The organism is Alsobacter ponti (assembly GCF_024294805.1).
In the GTDB taxonomy this organism is placed as follows: Bacteria; Pseudomonadota; Alphaproteobacteria; order Rhizobiales; family Beijerinckiaceae; genus Alsobacter; species Alsobacter ponti.
This window is the reverse complement of sequence record NZ_JANCLU010000013.1, coordinates 65,478-78,995: the sequence shown is the minus strand read 5'-3', so window position 1 is coordinate 78,995 and position 13,518 is coordinate 65,478. Positions and strand designations below refer to the sequence as shown.

Here is a 13,518-nt window from a genome sequence, read left to right as displayed (position 1 = left end):
GCGAATTCCAGGAACGGCGCGGCCCGGGCAGGGCATCGACGTCTCCCGACTGCGCGCGACCGTCCGGCGCGCCCGAATGCTCTGCCCGTTTCAACCTAAAATCAACGGTCGGCGATCACTCACTATTCAACCGGTGCGTGTATCGCGACAATCAGCTTGGGCTGGGCGGCGCGCGCGGGATCGGGTTCAATAGGAGCGCGCGCGGCCCCGGGTCGGGTAGCGGCGGCGCTGCGTGATGAATGCGGAGGATGGGATGAGGCGGGCCTTCCACCTGATCGGCGCGGTCGTGCTGGGGCTGTTGAGCGCGGCGTGCGCCGGGGGCCCGCGCGGCGGGTTCGACATGGGCTTCGGGTCCGGCGACCTGGCCCGTCGGGAGGTCGCCTATTCCGGCCCCTACAAGCCGGGCACGGTCATCGTGCGGACGGACGCGCGTCGGCTCTACCTCGTGCAGCCCGGCGGGCGGGCGATCCGCTACGCGGTCGGCGTGGGGCGCGAGGAGGCGCTGAACTTCCGCGGCTCCGCCGTCATCGGCCGCAAGGCCGAATGGCCGTCCTGGACGCCCACCGAGAACATGATGCGCCGCATCCCCGAGTACCGCGCCTACGCGGGCGGCATGCCGGGCGGCATCGACAACCCGCTCGGCGCGCGCGCCCTGTATCTCTACCGGGACGGAAGCGACACGCATTTCCGCCTGCATGGCACCAACGATCCGTCGAGCATCGGCCAGGCGGTGTCGAGCGGCTGCATCAGGCTCACCAACGACGACATCGTCGACCTCTACTCCCGCGTCCCGCTCGGCGCGCCGGTGGTCGTGAAGCCCTGACGGGGCCGCTCCCCATTGACGCCGGCCGCGTTCGAGGTGAAACCGTCACCGCACGCGCCGGGACGGGGATCGCCTCGCCCGGACGCGACACGCGAAAGGGAAACGACAATGTCCAAGTTGGTGGTCACCGCCGGTCCGTACACGTTCGAGGCCAGGCTGGAGGAAGAGCTGGCGCCCAAGACGTGCGCCGCGTTCCGCCAGCGCCTGCCCTTCATCAGCAAGATCATCCACGTCCGCTGGAGCGGCGAGGGCGTGTGGATGCCGCTCGGCGATCTCGACTTCGGCGTCGGCTACGAGAACAACACCTGCTATCCGTCGCCCGGGCAGATCATCCTCTATCCCGGCGGCGTCAGCGAGACCGAGATCCTGCTGGCCTACGGCTACGTCAATTTCGCCTCCAAGGCCGGCCAGCTCTCGGGCAACCACTTCATCACGCTGACTTCGGGGCTCGAGAACCTCTACACGCTCGGCCGCAAGGTTCTGCTGGAAGGCCAGCAGGACATCCGCTTCGACCTCGCCTGAGGGCGGGCGGAGCCTGAGCGCAAAGGGCGGACGCCGGTCCGCCCCTTCCCTCCCGGAACCCAAAGGGCGGACCTCGTCCGCCCGTCCCCGGAATGCCGGAGCCTTGGCGGAGGCAGGTCCGGGGTCCAGCGCATGGATGCTGCCGCGAAGCGGCGCTTCATCAGCTTTTTCAGGTCGACGCGCTGACGCGCGAACATAGTGCGCTGGACCCCGGATGCGGTTCCGCTGGCGCTGCACCGCTCCGGGGACGGGCGGGCCGGAGGCCCGCAACCCCCACGGGCGCAACGCCAGTCCGCCCGCAGCCAAAAAGGGCGGACCTCGTCCGCCCGTCCCGTTCCCGGAACCCCGGAGCGTCAGCGGAGGGGTGTCCGGGACCCAGCGCAGGGATGCTGCCGCGAAGCGGCGCTTCAAAAGCCTTTTCAACCGGACGCGCTGAAGCGCGAACATCGTGCGCTGGGTCCCGGATCCGGTTCCGCTTCGCTGCACCGGTCCGGGAACGGGCGGGCCGGGGGCCCGCAACACCCAAGGGCGGCCGGAGGGGCCCCGCCGTCGCTACGAGCAGCTCGGCGTGGCGCAGATGCCGCGCATCGCTGAAGCCGGGTTCGTCCGCCGCGCGGGCGGACGCTCGACGGCGGGCTCGGGCGCGGGTTTCGCGGCGATTTCGGTCGACGTCTGAATCGGAGCGGGCTTCGGGGCCGCTACCGGCGCGGGCTTCACGGCGACGGCCGGAGCCGGAGCGACCGCCACGGCGGGAGCCGGGGGAGTTGTGACGGGCGCGGGCTTTGCAGCGACCGCAGGCGGCGGAGCCGCTGCCGGCGCGGGCTTTGTTGCAACGGCAGGCGGCGTAGCAACGGCAGGCGTCGCCGCCACGGCGGGAGCCGCCGGAGTTGCTGCCGGCGCGGGCTTCGCGACGACTGCCGGGGGCGGCACGACGGCAGGCGTCGCCGCCACGGTGGGAGCCGCCGGCGGTGCTGCCGGCGCGGGCTTTGCAACGACGGCGGGAGCCGGAGCGACGGCAGGAGTGGCCGCCACGGCAGGAGCCGGGGGAGTTGTGACGGGCGCGGGCTTTGCTGCGACGGCCGGTGGCGGAGCGACGGCAGGCGTCGCGGCCACGGCCGGACTCGCCGGAGTTGCCGGCGGAGCCACGACCGGGGCCTGCTTCGCCGCGACCGCCGGCGGCGGTGCGACGGTCACGGCGGGAGGCAATGCAGGCAGGGCCGGCGCAATCGGCTCGGGCTTCGCCGCGACGGCGGGCGGCGGGGCGGGCGGGGCCACCGGCGGGGCGGCCCTGGCGGGGGCCGGCGTTTCGATCCGGGTCGGAGCCGGCGTCGCCACCTGGGAGGGCGCGGGCGCGCCCGCCGGGCCGGGCAGGATGACGCGCACCGGGCCGCGCGGTGGGGCGACGGTGGGGGCGGAAGAGGCGGCGGGCGCGGGCGGCGGCGCGGCCGGCGCGGCGACCTCGACAGGGGTGGGGGCGCGCGCCGGCTGCGCGGGGGCGGCGGCCGGGTGCGCGGGCTCCGGGGCCGGTGCGACGGCGACCGGATGCGTCGGCTGCGCCGGGCGCGGCGTCGCCGCCGGCGCGGCGGCGCGGGGCGGTTCGGGAGCGTTCAGGGTCGGAATCGTCCAGGCGGGCTCGGCGGGACGCCTCGGCGCGCCGGCCGGCTCCAGCGCGCCGCGCGGCATCGGCATCACCTGGTTGCGCGGGTCCGGCTGCGGCTGCGGCCCGCCGGGGATCGGCAGCACCATGGGCCCTGTCTGCGCCGTGGCGGAGGACGCGGCGAACAGGGTCGCCAGCATGATGAGACGGCGCAGCGCGCGCATCGGCACCTCGTGGACAGGGCGTCGGGTCGCGGCGCGCGAGGGCGTCGCGGCGAACGCGCACCCTAATCCCAAGCCGCGCCGGGCGGCAAACGCGGACGGCGGAGCCAATTGTCGCGGGCGGGCCGGAACAAGCGCGCGAAGCGCAGGGCCGGGCCGACCGGCGCGATGCCGAACGAAATGAGCGCGCGCGCCGGGTCGAAGCCGCGCCGGCCGGCAAACCCGGGCGGCGGAGCCGATTGTCGCGGGCTTGTCAGAGCAGGTGGGCGAAGGGCAGGGCCGGGCCGAGGGGCACGATGCCGAGCGGGTTGAGCGCGCGCACCGAGTAGTAGCCGCGCTTGATGTGGTCGATGCTCACCGTCTCGCGCACGCCCGGCACGGCCAGCACGCGCTCGAGGAAGCGGCTCAGCGCGGGGTAGTCGGCGAGGCGGCGCAGATTGCACTTGAAGAGGCCGTGATAGGCGGCGTCGAAGCGCACCAATGTCACGAACAGCCGGATGTCGGTCTCGGTCAGGCGATCGCCGAACAGGTAGTCGCGGCCGGACAGCCGGGCTTCGAGTTCGTCCAGCATCGCGAACACCTGCGCGAACGCCTCCTCGTAGGCGACCTGCGTTGTGGCGAAGCCGGCGCGGTAGACGCCGTTGTTCAGGGCCGGGTAGATGCGGTCGTTGAGGGCGTCGATCTCCGCGCGCAGCGCCTCCGGGCGGAGCTGGAAGGCGTCGTCGGCCAGCGCGCCGAAGCCGGCATCGAACATCCGCACGATGTCGGCCGACTCGTTGTTGACGACGAGGTCGCGGGCGCGGTCCCACAGCACCGGCACGGTGGCGCGGCCGGTGACGTGCGGATCGGCCCGGCTGTAGACCTCGTGCAGCCATGTCGCGCCGTGCAGCGGGTCGGGGTCGGCGTCGGAGCCGTCGCCGAAGCGCCAGCCCTGGTCGGTCAGCTCCGGCTCGAGCACCGAGACGGTCACGACCTCGCGCAGGCCCTTCAGCGCGCGGGCGATCAGCGTGCGCGAGGCCCACGGGCAGATCAGCGCGACATAGAGGTGGTAGCGGCCGGCCTCGGCCTTGAAGCCGCCCTCGCCGGTCGGGCCGGGGCTCCCGTTCGGCGTCACCCAGTTGCGGAACTGCGACGCCTGGCGGACGAAGCCGCCCTTGGCGTCCTTGGCCTGCACCGGCTGCCAGTCGGCCGACCACTTGCCGTCGACGAGCATCAGCCGGCGTCCCGCTCGGGGCGGACCGTGACGCGCGCGCCCCAGGGCTCGGTAACGGAGAAGCCGCCGCCGTCCGCGTCGGCCGTCGCTACGCCCGCTTCGTCCAGCCGGCGGCGGGCCGCCGCCACGGTGGCGTCGTCCTTGGCCAGGATCTCGAACCCGGCGAGGCCGGTGGCGAGGTCCGCGCGCGGCTCGGCGCCGCGGCTGTTCCAGATATTGGCGGCGAGCTGGTGGTGGTAGCCGCCCGAGCCGAAGAACGTCGCGCCGGGGTAGCGGCACGACACGTCGAAGCCCAGGAGCTCGCCGTAGAAGCGCTCGGCCGGCGCGAGCGCGCCGACCTGCAAGTGCAGGTGGCCGACCGTGCCGCCGGCCGGAAAGCCGCTCCAGCGACGGCCGCGTCCGGCCTCGACGAGCGAGTCGAGGTCCAGCGCCTCGGTGCCCATGCGCACCGTCGGGCCGTCGCCCCGCCAGGCGGCGGCCGGGCGGTCGACATAGAGCTCGATGCCGTTGCCCTCCGGGTCGGCGAAGTACAGCGCCTCGCTGACCCCGTGGTCCGACGCGCCGTGGATGCGCCAGCCGCGCGCGGCGGCGTGGGCGATCCACGCGCCGAGGTCGGCGCGCTCGGGCATCAGGAAGGCGGTGTGGAACAGCCCCGCCTCGCGCGGCGAACGCCGCCGCGCGCCGGGCTCGTGGCGCAGCGCCAGCAGCGGCCCGGCGTCGACGCCGAGCAGCACCCCGCCCGCCGGGCCGGCGAGCGGCTTGAGGCCGATCGTCTCCTCGTAGAACCGGCGAACCTTGTCGAGGTCGTTCACGACGAGCGTGACGACGCCGACTCGGTGCGGGGCGGCGGCGAGAACGGGCGAGCCGAAATCGCGCGGGGAGTGGACGGGGGCGGTGGAGGACTGCGCCGACATGTGGGTCGCCTTTCTGCTCGCCTCGTTCAGGCGGTGGCGGAACGCAGGGCCGTCGGGCCGGGGCGCAGAGCATAGGCCCCGTCGCCGAGCAAGGCCACCGCGAGCAGCCCGATGGCCCAGAACGCCGGGAATTCCCAGCCGCCGTTGGGGTTGGTGAAGAAGAAGCCCGCCGAGCCGTGGACGGTGAAGATGGTGCCGAGGATCACCGGGATCAGCACGAGCGCGGCGACGCGGGCGTAGACGCCGAGGATCAGCGCCAGCGCGCCGATCAGCTCGACGGCAATGACGACATAGGCGAGCGCGGGCGGAAGTCCCAGCGAGCCGAAGAACTTCGCCGTGCCGGCGGGCGTGAACACGAACAGCTTGAGGCCGGCATGGGCCAGGAAGAGCACGCCGAGCGACAGGCGAAGAGCCAGCGCGGCGAAGGGAGCGGTGCGGTTGTCGATCATGGAAGCCTCCGGGGGTGAATGAGCGTGCCTTGATATAACCTGCGCTTCAGGGTGTGATAATCTGCTGTATCGGGATAACAGTTCACACCAGGAGAACGAGGCGATGCTGGACCGGCTGACCGGGATGCAGGTCTTCGTGAAGGTGGCGGCGCTCGGCAGCCTGTCGGCCGCCGCCCGCGCGCTCGGCATGTCGCAGACCATGGCGACCAAGCACATCGCGGCGCTGGAGGACCGGCTGGGCGTCAAGCTGCTGCACCGCACGACGCGCCGGCTGACGCTGACCGAGGCCGGCCGCCGCTACCTCGAACGCGCCGAGCGCATCCTCGGCGAGGTGGCGGAGGCGGACGAGGCGGCGGCGGCCGACCGCGTCGAGGTGCGCGGCGTGCTGCGCGTCGCCGCGCCGCTGTCGTTCGGGGTGCGCGAGATCGCCCCGCGCATGGCCGCCTTCGCGCTCCGCCATCCGGGCGTCGTCGTCGATCTCGGCCTGTCCGACCGCTTCGTCGACCTGCTGGAGGAGGGATGGGACCTCGCCATCCGCATCGGGCGGATGCAGGATTCGAGCATGACGGCGCGCCGCATCGCGCCCTGCCGGCTGCTGCTGGCGGCCTCCGACGCCTATCTCGCCGCGCATGGCGCGCCGCGCCGCGTCGCCGACCTCGCCGCGCACAACTGCCTCAGCTACACGCTGTCGCGGATGCTGTCGCCGAACCGCTGGCTGTTCGGCCGCGACGGCCATGCCAGCGTCGCGGTGACCGGCAACCTCAAGGCCAATAACGGCGACGCGCTGCTCGCCGCCGCGCTCGCCGGGCAGGGCGTCATCTACGAGCCGACCTTCCTCGTCGGCGACGCGGTGCGCGCCGGCCTGCTGCGGCCCATCGCGCTCGACGAGCCGCCGGTGGAGCTGCCCGGCATCTACGCCGTCCACCCCGCCAGCCGCCTCGCCCCGGCCAGGGTGCGCGCCTTCATTGATTTCCTCGCCGAGGCCTACCGGCCGCTTCCGCCGTGGGATCGGGGCCTCGGCCTCGATCCCGAGTAGCGCGCGTGGACCCGAAGGGCGTCCCCGGCTAGCGTGGGCGGCATGAGCCTCGCCATCGCCTGCGCCGGGCAGCTGCTGGTCCACGGACCGGTCGCCACGGACACCGACGACGCAAGCGCCCTGCGCGAGTTCCTGCGCGGGGCCGCTTCGTTCTCCAACCTCGAAGCCTGCGTCGAGACGCCGGGGGCGTGGCCGACCAAGACGAAGACGCTCCACCTCGCGACGCCGGAGGCGGTGGCTAGCCTGCGCGGCCTCGGCTTCGGCGCGCTCGGACACGCCAATAACCACGCCTTCGACCTCGGCCCGCCGGGGCTGGCGCGCACCCGCGCGGTGGTCGAGGCGCTCGGCCTGGGTTTCGCCGGCAGCGGGGCGGACGCGCAGGCCGCCGGCGCGCCGGCCTGGCTCGACGCCGAGGGCGTCCGCGTCGCGCTCGTCGCCGCCGATCTCGGGCCGCAGCCGGACATCGTCTATGCCGGGCCGGGGCGCGCCGGAATCGCCCGGCTCGGCGTGCGCCGCGAGGTGGAGGTCGCGGGGCCGCTGTTCGACGCATTGCGCGCCCTCGACCGCGAGCTGGGCGACGCCGCGCGCGCCGCGGCGCGGGCGGCGGTCGGCTACCAAGCGGCGGGGCTGGGCGACGCGCTCGACCTGTTCGGCACGCCGGTGCTGCGCGGCGCGCGCGTCGCCGCCCACATGCGCGTCGACGCGGGCGACCTCGACCGGCTCGCCGCGACGATGGCGGCGGCGCGGCGCGCCGGGGCGGCGCTGGTCGCCGTCTGCCTGCACTCCCACCGCTGGGACGCCGACTGGACCCGCGCGCCGGACTGGCTCGTCGGGCTGGGCCGGGACCTCGTCGAGCGCGGCGCGGACATGGTGGTCGGCCACGGCGCGCCGGTGCTGCAGAACCTGGCGTTCCACAGGGGCCGGCCGATCCTGATGGGGCTCGGCAACTGCGTCTTCCACACGCGCCGGGGCGACACCTACCGGGCGCGCGGCGTCGACGTGTTCCGCGGCGCGGCGGTGCGGGCGCGCTTTTCCGGCGGCGGCGCGTGCGAGCGCCTGGAGGTGCTGCCGCTTGCGGTCGGCGAGGAAGCAGCGGGCGGCCTCAGCCCCGCCCCCGCGAGGCTGCGGGGCGCGGACGCCGGCGACATGCTGGCGCGGCTGACGGCGGGGCTCCCCGACGCCGACCGCGCCCGCGTGTCGCTCGCCGCCTGATCAGTCCGTCGCCACCGCGCGCAGCGGCGTCAGCGTGTCGAGGGGAACGAAGGGCAGCAGGATGCGCGAGGGCCGCGCCGCGTCGCAGAACACGGTGTTGCGCGCCACGCGCCGCGTCCGCCCGCGCCCCTCCGGCGCGTAGCTGTTGGGGTTGACGTCGAACTTCGGGAAGTTCGACGACGAGATGTCGAGCCGCAGTCGGTGGCCGGCCTTGACCAAAGCGGCGGTGGCGAAGGGCTCGATGACGATGCGGAACGGCCGCCCCGCCTCGATGGGTTTCGGCGTCCGCCACGATTCGCGGTAGCGGCAGCGGAAGATGCCGTCGGTCAGGTTCACCGCGAAGCCGGTGGGATAGTCGGCCGACGGCGGGTGGACGTCGATGAGCTTGGCCGTGAAGTCGGTGTCCGGCGCGTCGGAGGCGACCCACAGCTCCACCGAGATGGGCCCGACGATGGCCACGTCCTCCCCGAACGGCGCGGTCTCGAAGGCGAGCACGTCGCGGCGCGCGCTGAGCGGCAGGCCGTGCCGCGTGCAGCCGAAGAAGCGCGGGCTCTCGCGCTGGTCGAACACGCCGCCCTCGAAGATCGGCTGGCCGCTGGTCAGCGCGCCGCCGATGGTGGGCACGGGGTCGTCGGGGTCGAAGTCGTAGACGAACGGCTCGGCGTCGGCGGCGGGTTCCGCCGGGGCGAGCGAGCCGTCGGCGTGGATGTGCCACGGCTCGACGCGCGCGCCCGGCAGCGGCCAGGACGCCGCCTCGATCCAGCGCCCGCCGAGCCGGATGCGGCCGTCGCCGCCGCGGTCGCCGGGGCCGCCGCCCATCAGGAACAGCCGCGCCGGCGGGTCGTTCTCGACGCCGTTCTCGACGCCGCGCAGCCAGCGGTCGAACCAGCGCCGGCGGAATCCCAGCCAGCTTTCCGCGACATTGCCGTCGAAGGGCGCGGCGGGGCCGAAGCTGGCGTCGCCCGCGTGGTCCTTCTGGCGGTCGCCGTGCAGCCCCGCGCCCATGATGACCTGCACCGGACGCCGCCCGTTGCGCGACAGGCCGGCGAAGTTGTCGAACGTGGTCTTCACGTAGACGTCGTACCAGCTCGACATCAGCAGCACCGGGATGTCGGGCACGGCGTCGTAATGGCCCTCGAGCCACAGGCCCGGCTTCTCCCACTCCTCGCCGAACGTGCCGGCGCGCCATTGCTCCAGCAGATAGGCCTCGTAGTCCGGCGCCCAGCGCACCGGCGAGCGCCCCTCGCTCCACGGCATGGCGCGGAACCAGGCGTGCAGGTCCTCGGCGGCGAGCGCGCCCGCGACCAGCGGGTCGGCGACCGCCAGCGGGCTCTCGTGGGCGCGGTTGTAGGCCCATGTCGCCTGCTTCAGCTCGAACGCGCCGCCCTGGCGGATGCCGCACAGGTAGGCGTTCGAGAAGCCGCCCGAGTCGAGCACCATGCAGGCGAGGCCGGGCGGGGAGACGGAGGCCAGCGCCGCCTGCGTGTGCGCGGCGTAGGAGAGGCCCATCGTGCCGATGCGCCCGGCGCACCAGGGCTGCGCGACGATCCAGGCGCAGGTGTCGGAACCGTCGGCGGCGTCGGAGAGATACTTGACGAACTCGCCCTGCGAGCCGTAGCGGCCGCGGCAGTCCTGGTAGACCACCGCGTAGCCTGCGCGGACGAAATAGCTCGCCACCTTCTCGCGCGTCATCGGCTCGGCCATGCCGAGCTCGATCTCGGCGCGCGAGCGCGCCGTCTTGCCGTAGGGCGTGCGCTCCATCACGGTGGGAAACGGCCCCGCCAGCGCCACGCCGTCGCGCGCCGGCAGGTAGACGTCGGTGGCCAGCCGCACGCCGTCGCGCATCGTCACCATGACGTCGCGCAGCACGACGACGTCGTCGGCCACCGGGCGCGCGGCCACCGAGGTCGCGCCCGGCGCGTCCGCGCCTATCGTTTCGACGCTCACTTGGCGACGCTCGCCAGCGCGGCCGAGGTGTCCTCGGACATGTTGGCCTCATAGGCGATGTTGGCCTTGGACGCCCACGACACGGTCTGCCAGTAGAGCGGCACGATCGGCATGTCGGCGAACACCAGCTTCGTCGCGGCCTGGATGCCGGCCAGCCGCTGCTTCTCGTCGAAGGTCGACAGCGCCTCGGTCAGCGCCTTGTCGAAGGCGGGGTTGGAGTAGCGGGTGCGGTTGAAGCCGCCGGTCCCGGCCTTCGGGTCGTTGGTCATGAACAGGTTGCGCAGGCCCGGGCCGGAGGTCGGCGTGGTGTTGCCGAGCGAGAAGATGAAGGCGGAGAAGGTCTGCTTCGTCGCCGCGCCGGCATAGACGTTGTAGGGCTGGGTGACGACGCCGTTCACCTTGATGCCGCCGCGCGAGAGCATCTGTCCGAGCGCCTGGGCGATGTCCTTGTCGCCGGCGAAGCGGTCGTTGGAGGAGTGGATCGTCAGGCCGAAGCCGTCCTTGTAGCCCGCCTCGGCGAGCAGCTTCTTGGCGCCCTCCAGGTCGAAGGCGATGGGCTTCAGCGCGGGGTCGTGGCCCTGCACGCCTTCCGGCACGAGCTGGCCGGCCGGCACGCCCGCCTTGTTGAGCACGCGGTCGACGATGGCCGGCGTGTTGATCATCCTGGCGATGGCGGTGCGCACCCGCACGTCCTTGAGCGGGTTCGGCGTCAGCGGCTTGCCGGCGAGGTCGGTGACGAACGGCGATTCGTCGCGCGTGCCGTCGAGCGCGAGGTAGATCAGGCGCGCCGAGGCGGTGGTGTGGACCTTGAGGCCCTGCGTCTTTTCCAGCGTCGGCAGGTCGGCCGGCGGCACGCCGTCGATCAGGTCGACGGCCCCCGAGCGCAGCGCCGCCACGCGCGCGGCGTCGTTGGAGATGAACTTGATGGTGACGGTGTCGAACTCGGGCTTCTTGCCCCAGTAGGCGTCGTTGCGGGTCAGCACCACGCGGTCGCCCGGAACCCATTCCTTGAAGCGGTAGGGGCCTGAGCCGATCGTGCCGTCGCCCTTGTTGTAGTCCTGCAGGCTTTTGCCCTCGGCGGCGGCGCGCTCCAGGATGTAGACGAAGCCGATGCGCTCCATCAGGTCGGGCGTCGGCTCGGCCGTCTTCACCTCCAGCGTCGTGGCGTCGAGCGCCTTCAGCCCGGTCACGCCGGAGACGTTGTTGGAGAACGGCGCGGGGCTGTTCGGCACGTTGCGGGCGCGCTCCAGCGAGAACACCACGTCGTCGGCGGTCACCGGCTTGCCGTCGTGGAAGCGCGCGTCGGCGCGCAGCTTCACGCGCCACGTGGTCGGGTCGAGGTTCGTCCAGCTTTCGGCGAGGCCGGGATGCATGCCGAGATTGACGTCCGGCTGCACCAGCCGGTCGAAGATCTGCATGGCGATGTTCTGGTTCGGGCCGGTGCGCGAGAACAGCGGGTCCATCGCGGAGGGCTCGGTCGCGGTGCCGATCACCAGGTCGGCGGCGAGCGCCGGCCCGCCGAGCGTGACGAGGGCGATGGCGGCGACGGCGAGGCGTTGGGTGGGTGTGCTCATGCGGTGGTCTCCCTCAGGCGGCTGTTTCCGAGGCCGGCCGCAGGGCCGGCATGTCGTTGAGATGGCAGGCGCTCCAGTGCGCGGCGGCGACCGGCTTCAGCGCCGGCAGGTCGGCGGAGCAGACCGGCATGGCCCGCGGGCAGCGCGGGTGGAAGGCGCAGCCGGGCGGCGGGTCGAGGGGCGAGGGGATCTCGCCGCGAATCGGCGTGAAGTCGCGCCGACGGTCCTTCACCGAGGGCAGCTCCTTGAGCAGCGCCACGGTGTAGGGATGGTTGGGCGCCGCGAAGAAATCGTCCGCGCCGGCGGTCTCGACGACGCGGCCGAGATACATGATCCCCACCCGGTCGGAGATGTGCTTCACCACGCCGAGGTCGTGGCTGATGAACAGGTAGGTGAGGTCAAGTTCCTCGCGCAGGTCCATGAACAGGTTGATGACCTGCGCCTGGATCGAGACGTCGAGCGCCGACACGGATTCGTCGCAGACGATCAGCTTCGGCCGCACGGCGAGCGCGCGGGCGATGCCGATGCGCTGGCGCTGGCCGCCGGAGAACTGGTGCGGGTAGCGCCGCCGGTAGGCGGGGTCGAGCCCGACGCGCTGCATCAGCGAGGCGACGTAGTCGTCGACCTCGCCGGCGCGCACCAGCCCGTGGACGCGCGGCGCTTCGCCGATGAGGTCGATGACGCGCTTGCGCGGGTTCAGCGACGACATCGGGTCCTGGAAGATCATCTGCACGGCAAGCCGCATCTCCAGCCGGTCGGCGCGCGACAGGCCGGCCACGTCGCGGCCGCGCCACAGCAATTCGCCGTCGGTCGGCGGCAGGATGCCGGCGAGCACGCGGCCGAGCGTCGACTTGCCGCAGCCGGACTCGCCGACGAGGCCGAACACCTCGCCCTGGCGGATGGCGATGTCGACGCCCTCCACCGCGTGGACCACCTCTTCGCGAATGTTGGCACCGAGCGCGCGGGCCAGCTTCTCGGCCACGTCGAGGCCGCGCGTGAAGCGCCGCGTGAGGCCGCGCCCTTCGATCAGCGGCGTCATGCGGCGGCCTCCGCCAGCGGGTGGAAGCAGCGCCATTGCCGCTCGCCGGCGCGGGTCGGCTCCGGCTCGGCGGCGGCGCAGTCCGGGCCGGCGGCGAAGCAGCGCGTGCGGAAGGCGCAGCCGCTCGGCCGCGCCGTCGGGGCGGGGGCCATGCCGGGGATCGGCCGCAGCCGCTCGCCGCGCCGCGCCGTGGCCGGCAGGGCGTCGAGCAGGCCGCGCGTATAGGGGTGGGCGGGGCGGTCGAGGATGTCGTCGACGCCGCCGCTCTCGACGATGCGGCCGGCATACATGACGGCGACGCGGTCGGCGAGGCTGGCGACCACGCCGAGATCGTGGCTGATCCATACCAGCGCCATGCCGAAGGCGTCGGCGAGGCGGCGCACCTCGAACAGGATCTGCGACTGGATGGTCACGTCGAGCGCCGTGGTGGGCTCGTCGGCGATGATCAGGTCCGGCTTGTGCAGCAGCGCGATGGCGATGGCGACGCGCTGTCTCATGCCGCCGGAGAACTGGTGCGGATACGCGCCCAGGCGCTCCTCGGGCGAGGGAATGCCGACCAGACCCAGCGCGTCGCGGGCGCGGGCGCGGGCCTCGGCGCGCGGCGTGTCGTCGTGCGCCAGCACCGCCTCGACCATCTGCGTCTCGATGGAGAGCACGGGGTTCAGCGTCATCATCGGGTCCTGGAAGATCATCGCGATCTTCTTGCCGCGAATGCGCCGCAGCGTCTCGGGCGGCGCGCCGACCAGTTCCTGGCCCTGGAACAGCACGCGCCCGCCGACGACGCGGCCGGGCGGATCGACCAGTCCCAGGATCGAAAACCCGGTGATCGACTTGCCGGAGCCGGACTCGCCGACGAGGCCCAGGATCTCGCCGCGCGCCACGCTGAAGGAGACGCCGTCGACCGCGCGCACCGGCGCGTCCTTCGTGCCGAACCACGTCTGGAGTCCCTCGACCTGCAGCACCGCGACCAT

At 73.3% G+C, this 13,518-nt stretch carries 12 protein-coding genes; 4 read left to right on the top strand and 8 right to left on the bottom strand.

Annotated elements, in window-relative coordinates:
• Window positions 1-235: 235 nt before the first annotated feature.
• Both NK718_RS14065 and NK718_RS14060 read left to right on the top strand, forming a co-directional pair.
• Window positions 236-823, top strand: coding sequence for a L,D-transpeptidase (locus NK718_RS14065; protein ID WP_503826999.1), 588 nt, complete (start codon window positions 236-238; stop codon window positions 821-823).
• Window positions 824-931: 108 nt separating this feature from the next.
• Window positions 932-1,345 carry a DUF3830 family protein gene (locus NK718_RS14060; RefSeq protein WP_254743471.1) on the top strand — a complete coding sequence of 138 codons (414 nt, stop codon included), beginning with the start codon at window positions 932-934 and terminating at the stop codon, window positions 1,343-1,345.
• A gap of 552 nt (window positions 1,346-1,897) precedes the next feature.
• Here NK718_RS14060 and NK718_RS14055 read toward each other — a convergent pair.
• The 4 genes from NK718_RS14055 to NK718_RS14040 all read right to left on the bottom strand — a co-directional run bounded on the left by NK718_RS14055 (window position 1,898) and on the right by NK718_RS14040 (window position 5,739).
• Window positions 1,898-3,166, bottom strand: coding sequence for a hypothetical protein (locus NK718_RS14055; protein ID WP_254743469.1), 1,269 nt, complete (start codon window positions 3,164-3,166; stop codon window positions 1,898-1,900).
• 250 nt (window positions 3,167-3,416) lie between these two features.
• On the bottom strand, window positions 3,417-4,376 hold the full coding sequence (locus tag NK718_RS14050) for a glutathione S-transferase family protein (RefSeq protein ID WP_254743467.1): 960 nt from the start codon (window positions 4,374-4,376) through the stop codon (window positions 3,417-3,419).
• On the bottom strand, window positions 4,376-5,290 hold the full coding sequence (locus tag NK718_RS14045) for a VOC family protein (RefSeq protein ID WP_254743464.1): 915 nt from the start codon (window positions 5,288-5,290) through the stop codon (window positions 4,376-4,378). Before NK718_RS14045 ends, NK718_RS14050 begins: the two co-directional genes overlap by 1 nt.
• A 26-nt stretch (window positions 5,291-5,316) precedes the next feature.
• Window positions 5,317-5,739: a DoxX family protein gene (locus NK718_RS14040; protein ID WP_254743462.1), complete on the bottom strand. Its 423-nt coding sequence runs from the start codon at window positions 5,737-5,739 to the stop codon at window positions 5,317-5,319.
• Window positions 5,740-5,842: 103 nt separating this feature from the next.
• Here NK718_RS14040 and NK718_RS14035 point away from each other — a divergent pair, with 103 nt between their 5' ends.
• The gene (locus tag NK718_RS14035; protein WP_254743460.1) at window positions 5,843-6,775 is read left to right on the top strand and encodes a LysR family transcriptional regulator; all 933 of its coding nucleotides are present in this window, start codon (window positions 5,843-5,845) and stop codon (window positions 6,773-6,775) included.
• A 42-nt stretch (window positions 6,776-6,817) separates the two neighbouring features.
• Complete coding sequence (locus NK718_RS14030; protein WP_254743458.1) at window positions 6,818-7,987, top strand: CapA family protein; 1,170 nt, start codon at window positions 6,818-6,820, stop codon at window positions 7,985-7,987.
• Here the strand turns inward: NK718_RS14030 and NK718_RS14025 are convergent, their stop codons facing one another.
• The 4 genes from NK718_RS14025 to NK718_RS14010 are packed head-to-tail and all read right to left on the bottom strand — an operon-like array spanning window position 7,988 to window position 13,518.
• Entirely contained in the window at window positions 7,988-9,934 is a 1,947-nt protein-coding gene (locus NK718_RS14025; protein ID WP_254743454.1) for a CocE/NonD family hydrolase, read from the bottom strand.
• A complete protein-coding gene (locus NK718_RS14020) occupies window positions 9,931-11,508 on the bottom strand; it encodes an ABC transporter substrate-binding protein (RefSeq protein WP_254743449.1) in 1,578 nt (525 codons plus the stop codon). The genes NK718_RS14025 and NK718_RS14020 overlap by 4 nt, the downstream gene beginning before the upstream one ends.
• Window positions 11,509-11,521: 13 nt before the next feature.
• A complete protein-coding gene (locus NK718_RS14015; RefSeq protein WP_254743446.1) occupies window positions 11,522-12,547 on the bottom strand; it encodes an ABC transporter ATP-binding protein in 1,026 nt (341 codons plus the stop codon).
• Entirely contained in the window at window positions 12,544-13,518 is a 975-nt protein-coding gene (locus NK718_RS14010) for an ABC transporter ATP-binding protein (protein WP_254743441.1), read from the bottom strand. Before NK718_RS14010 ends, NK718_RS14015 begins: the two co-directional genes overlap by 4 nt.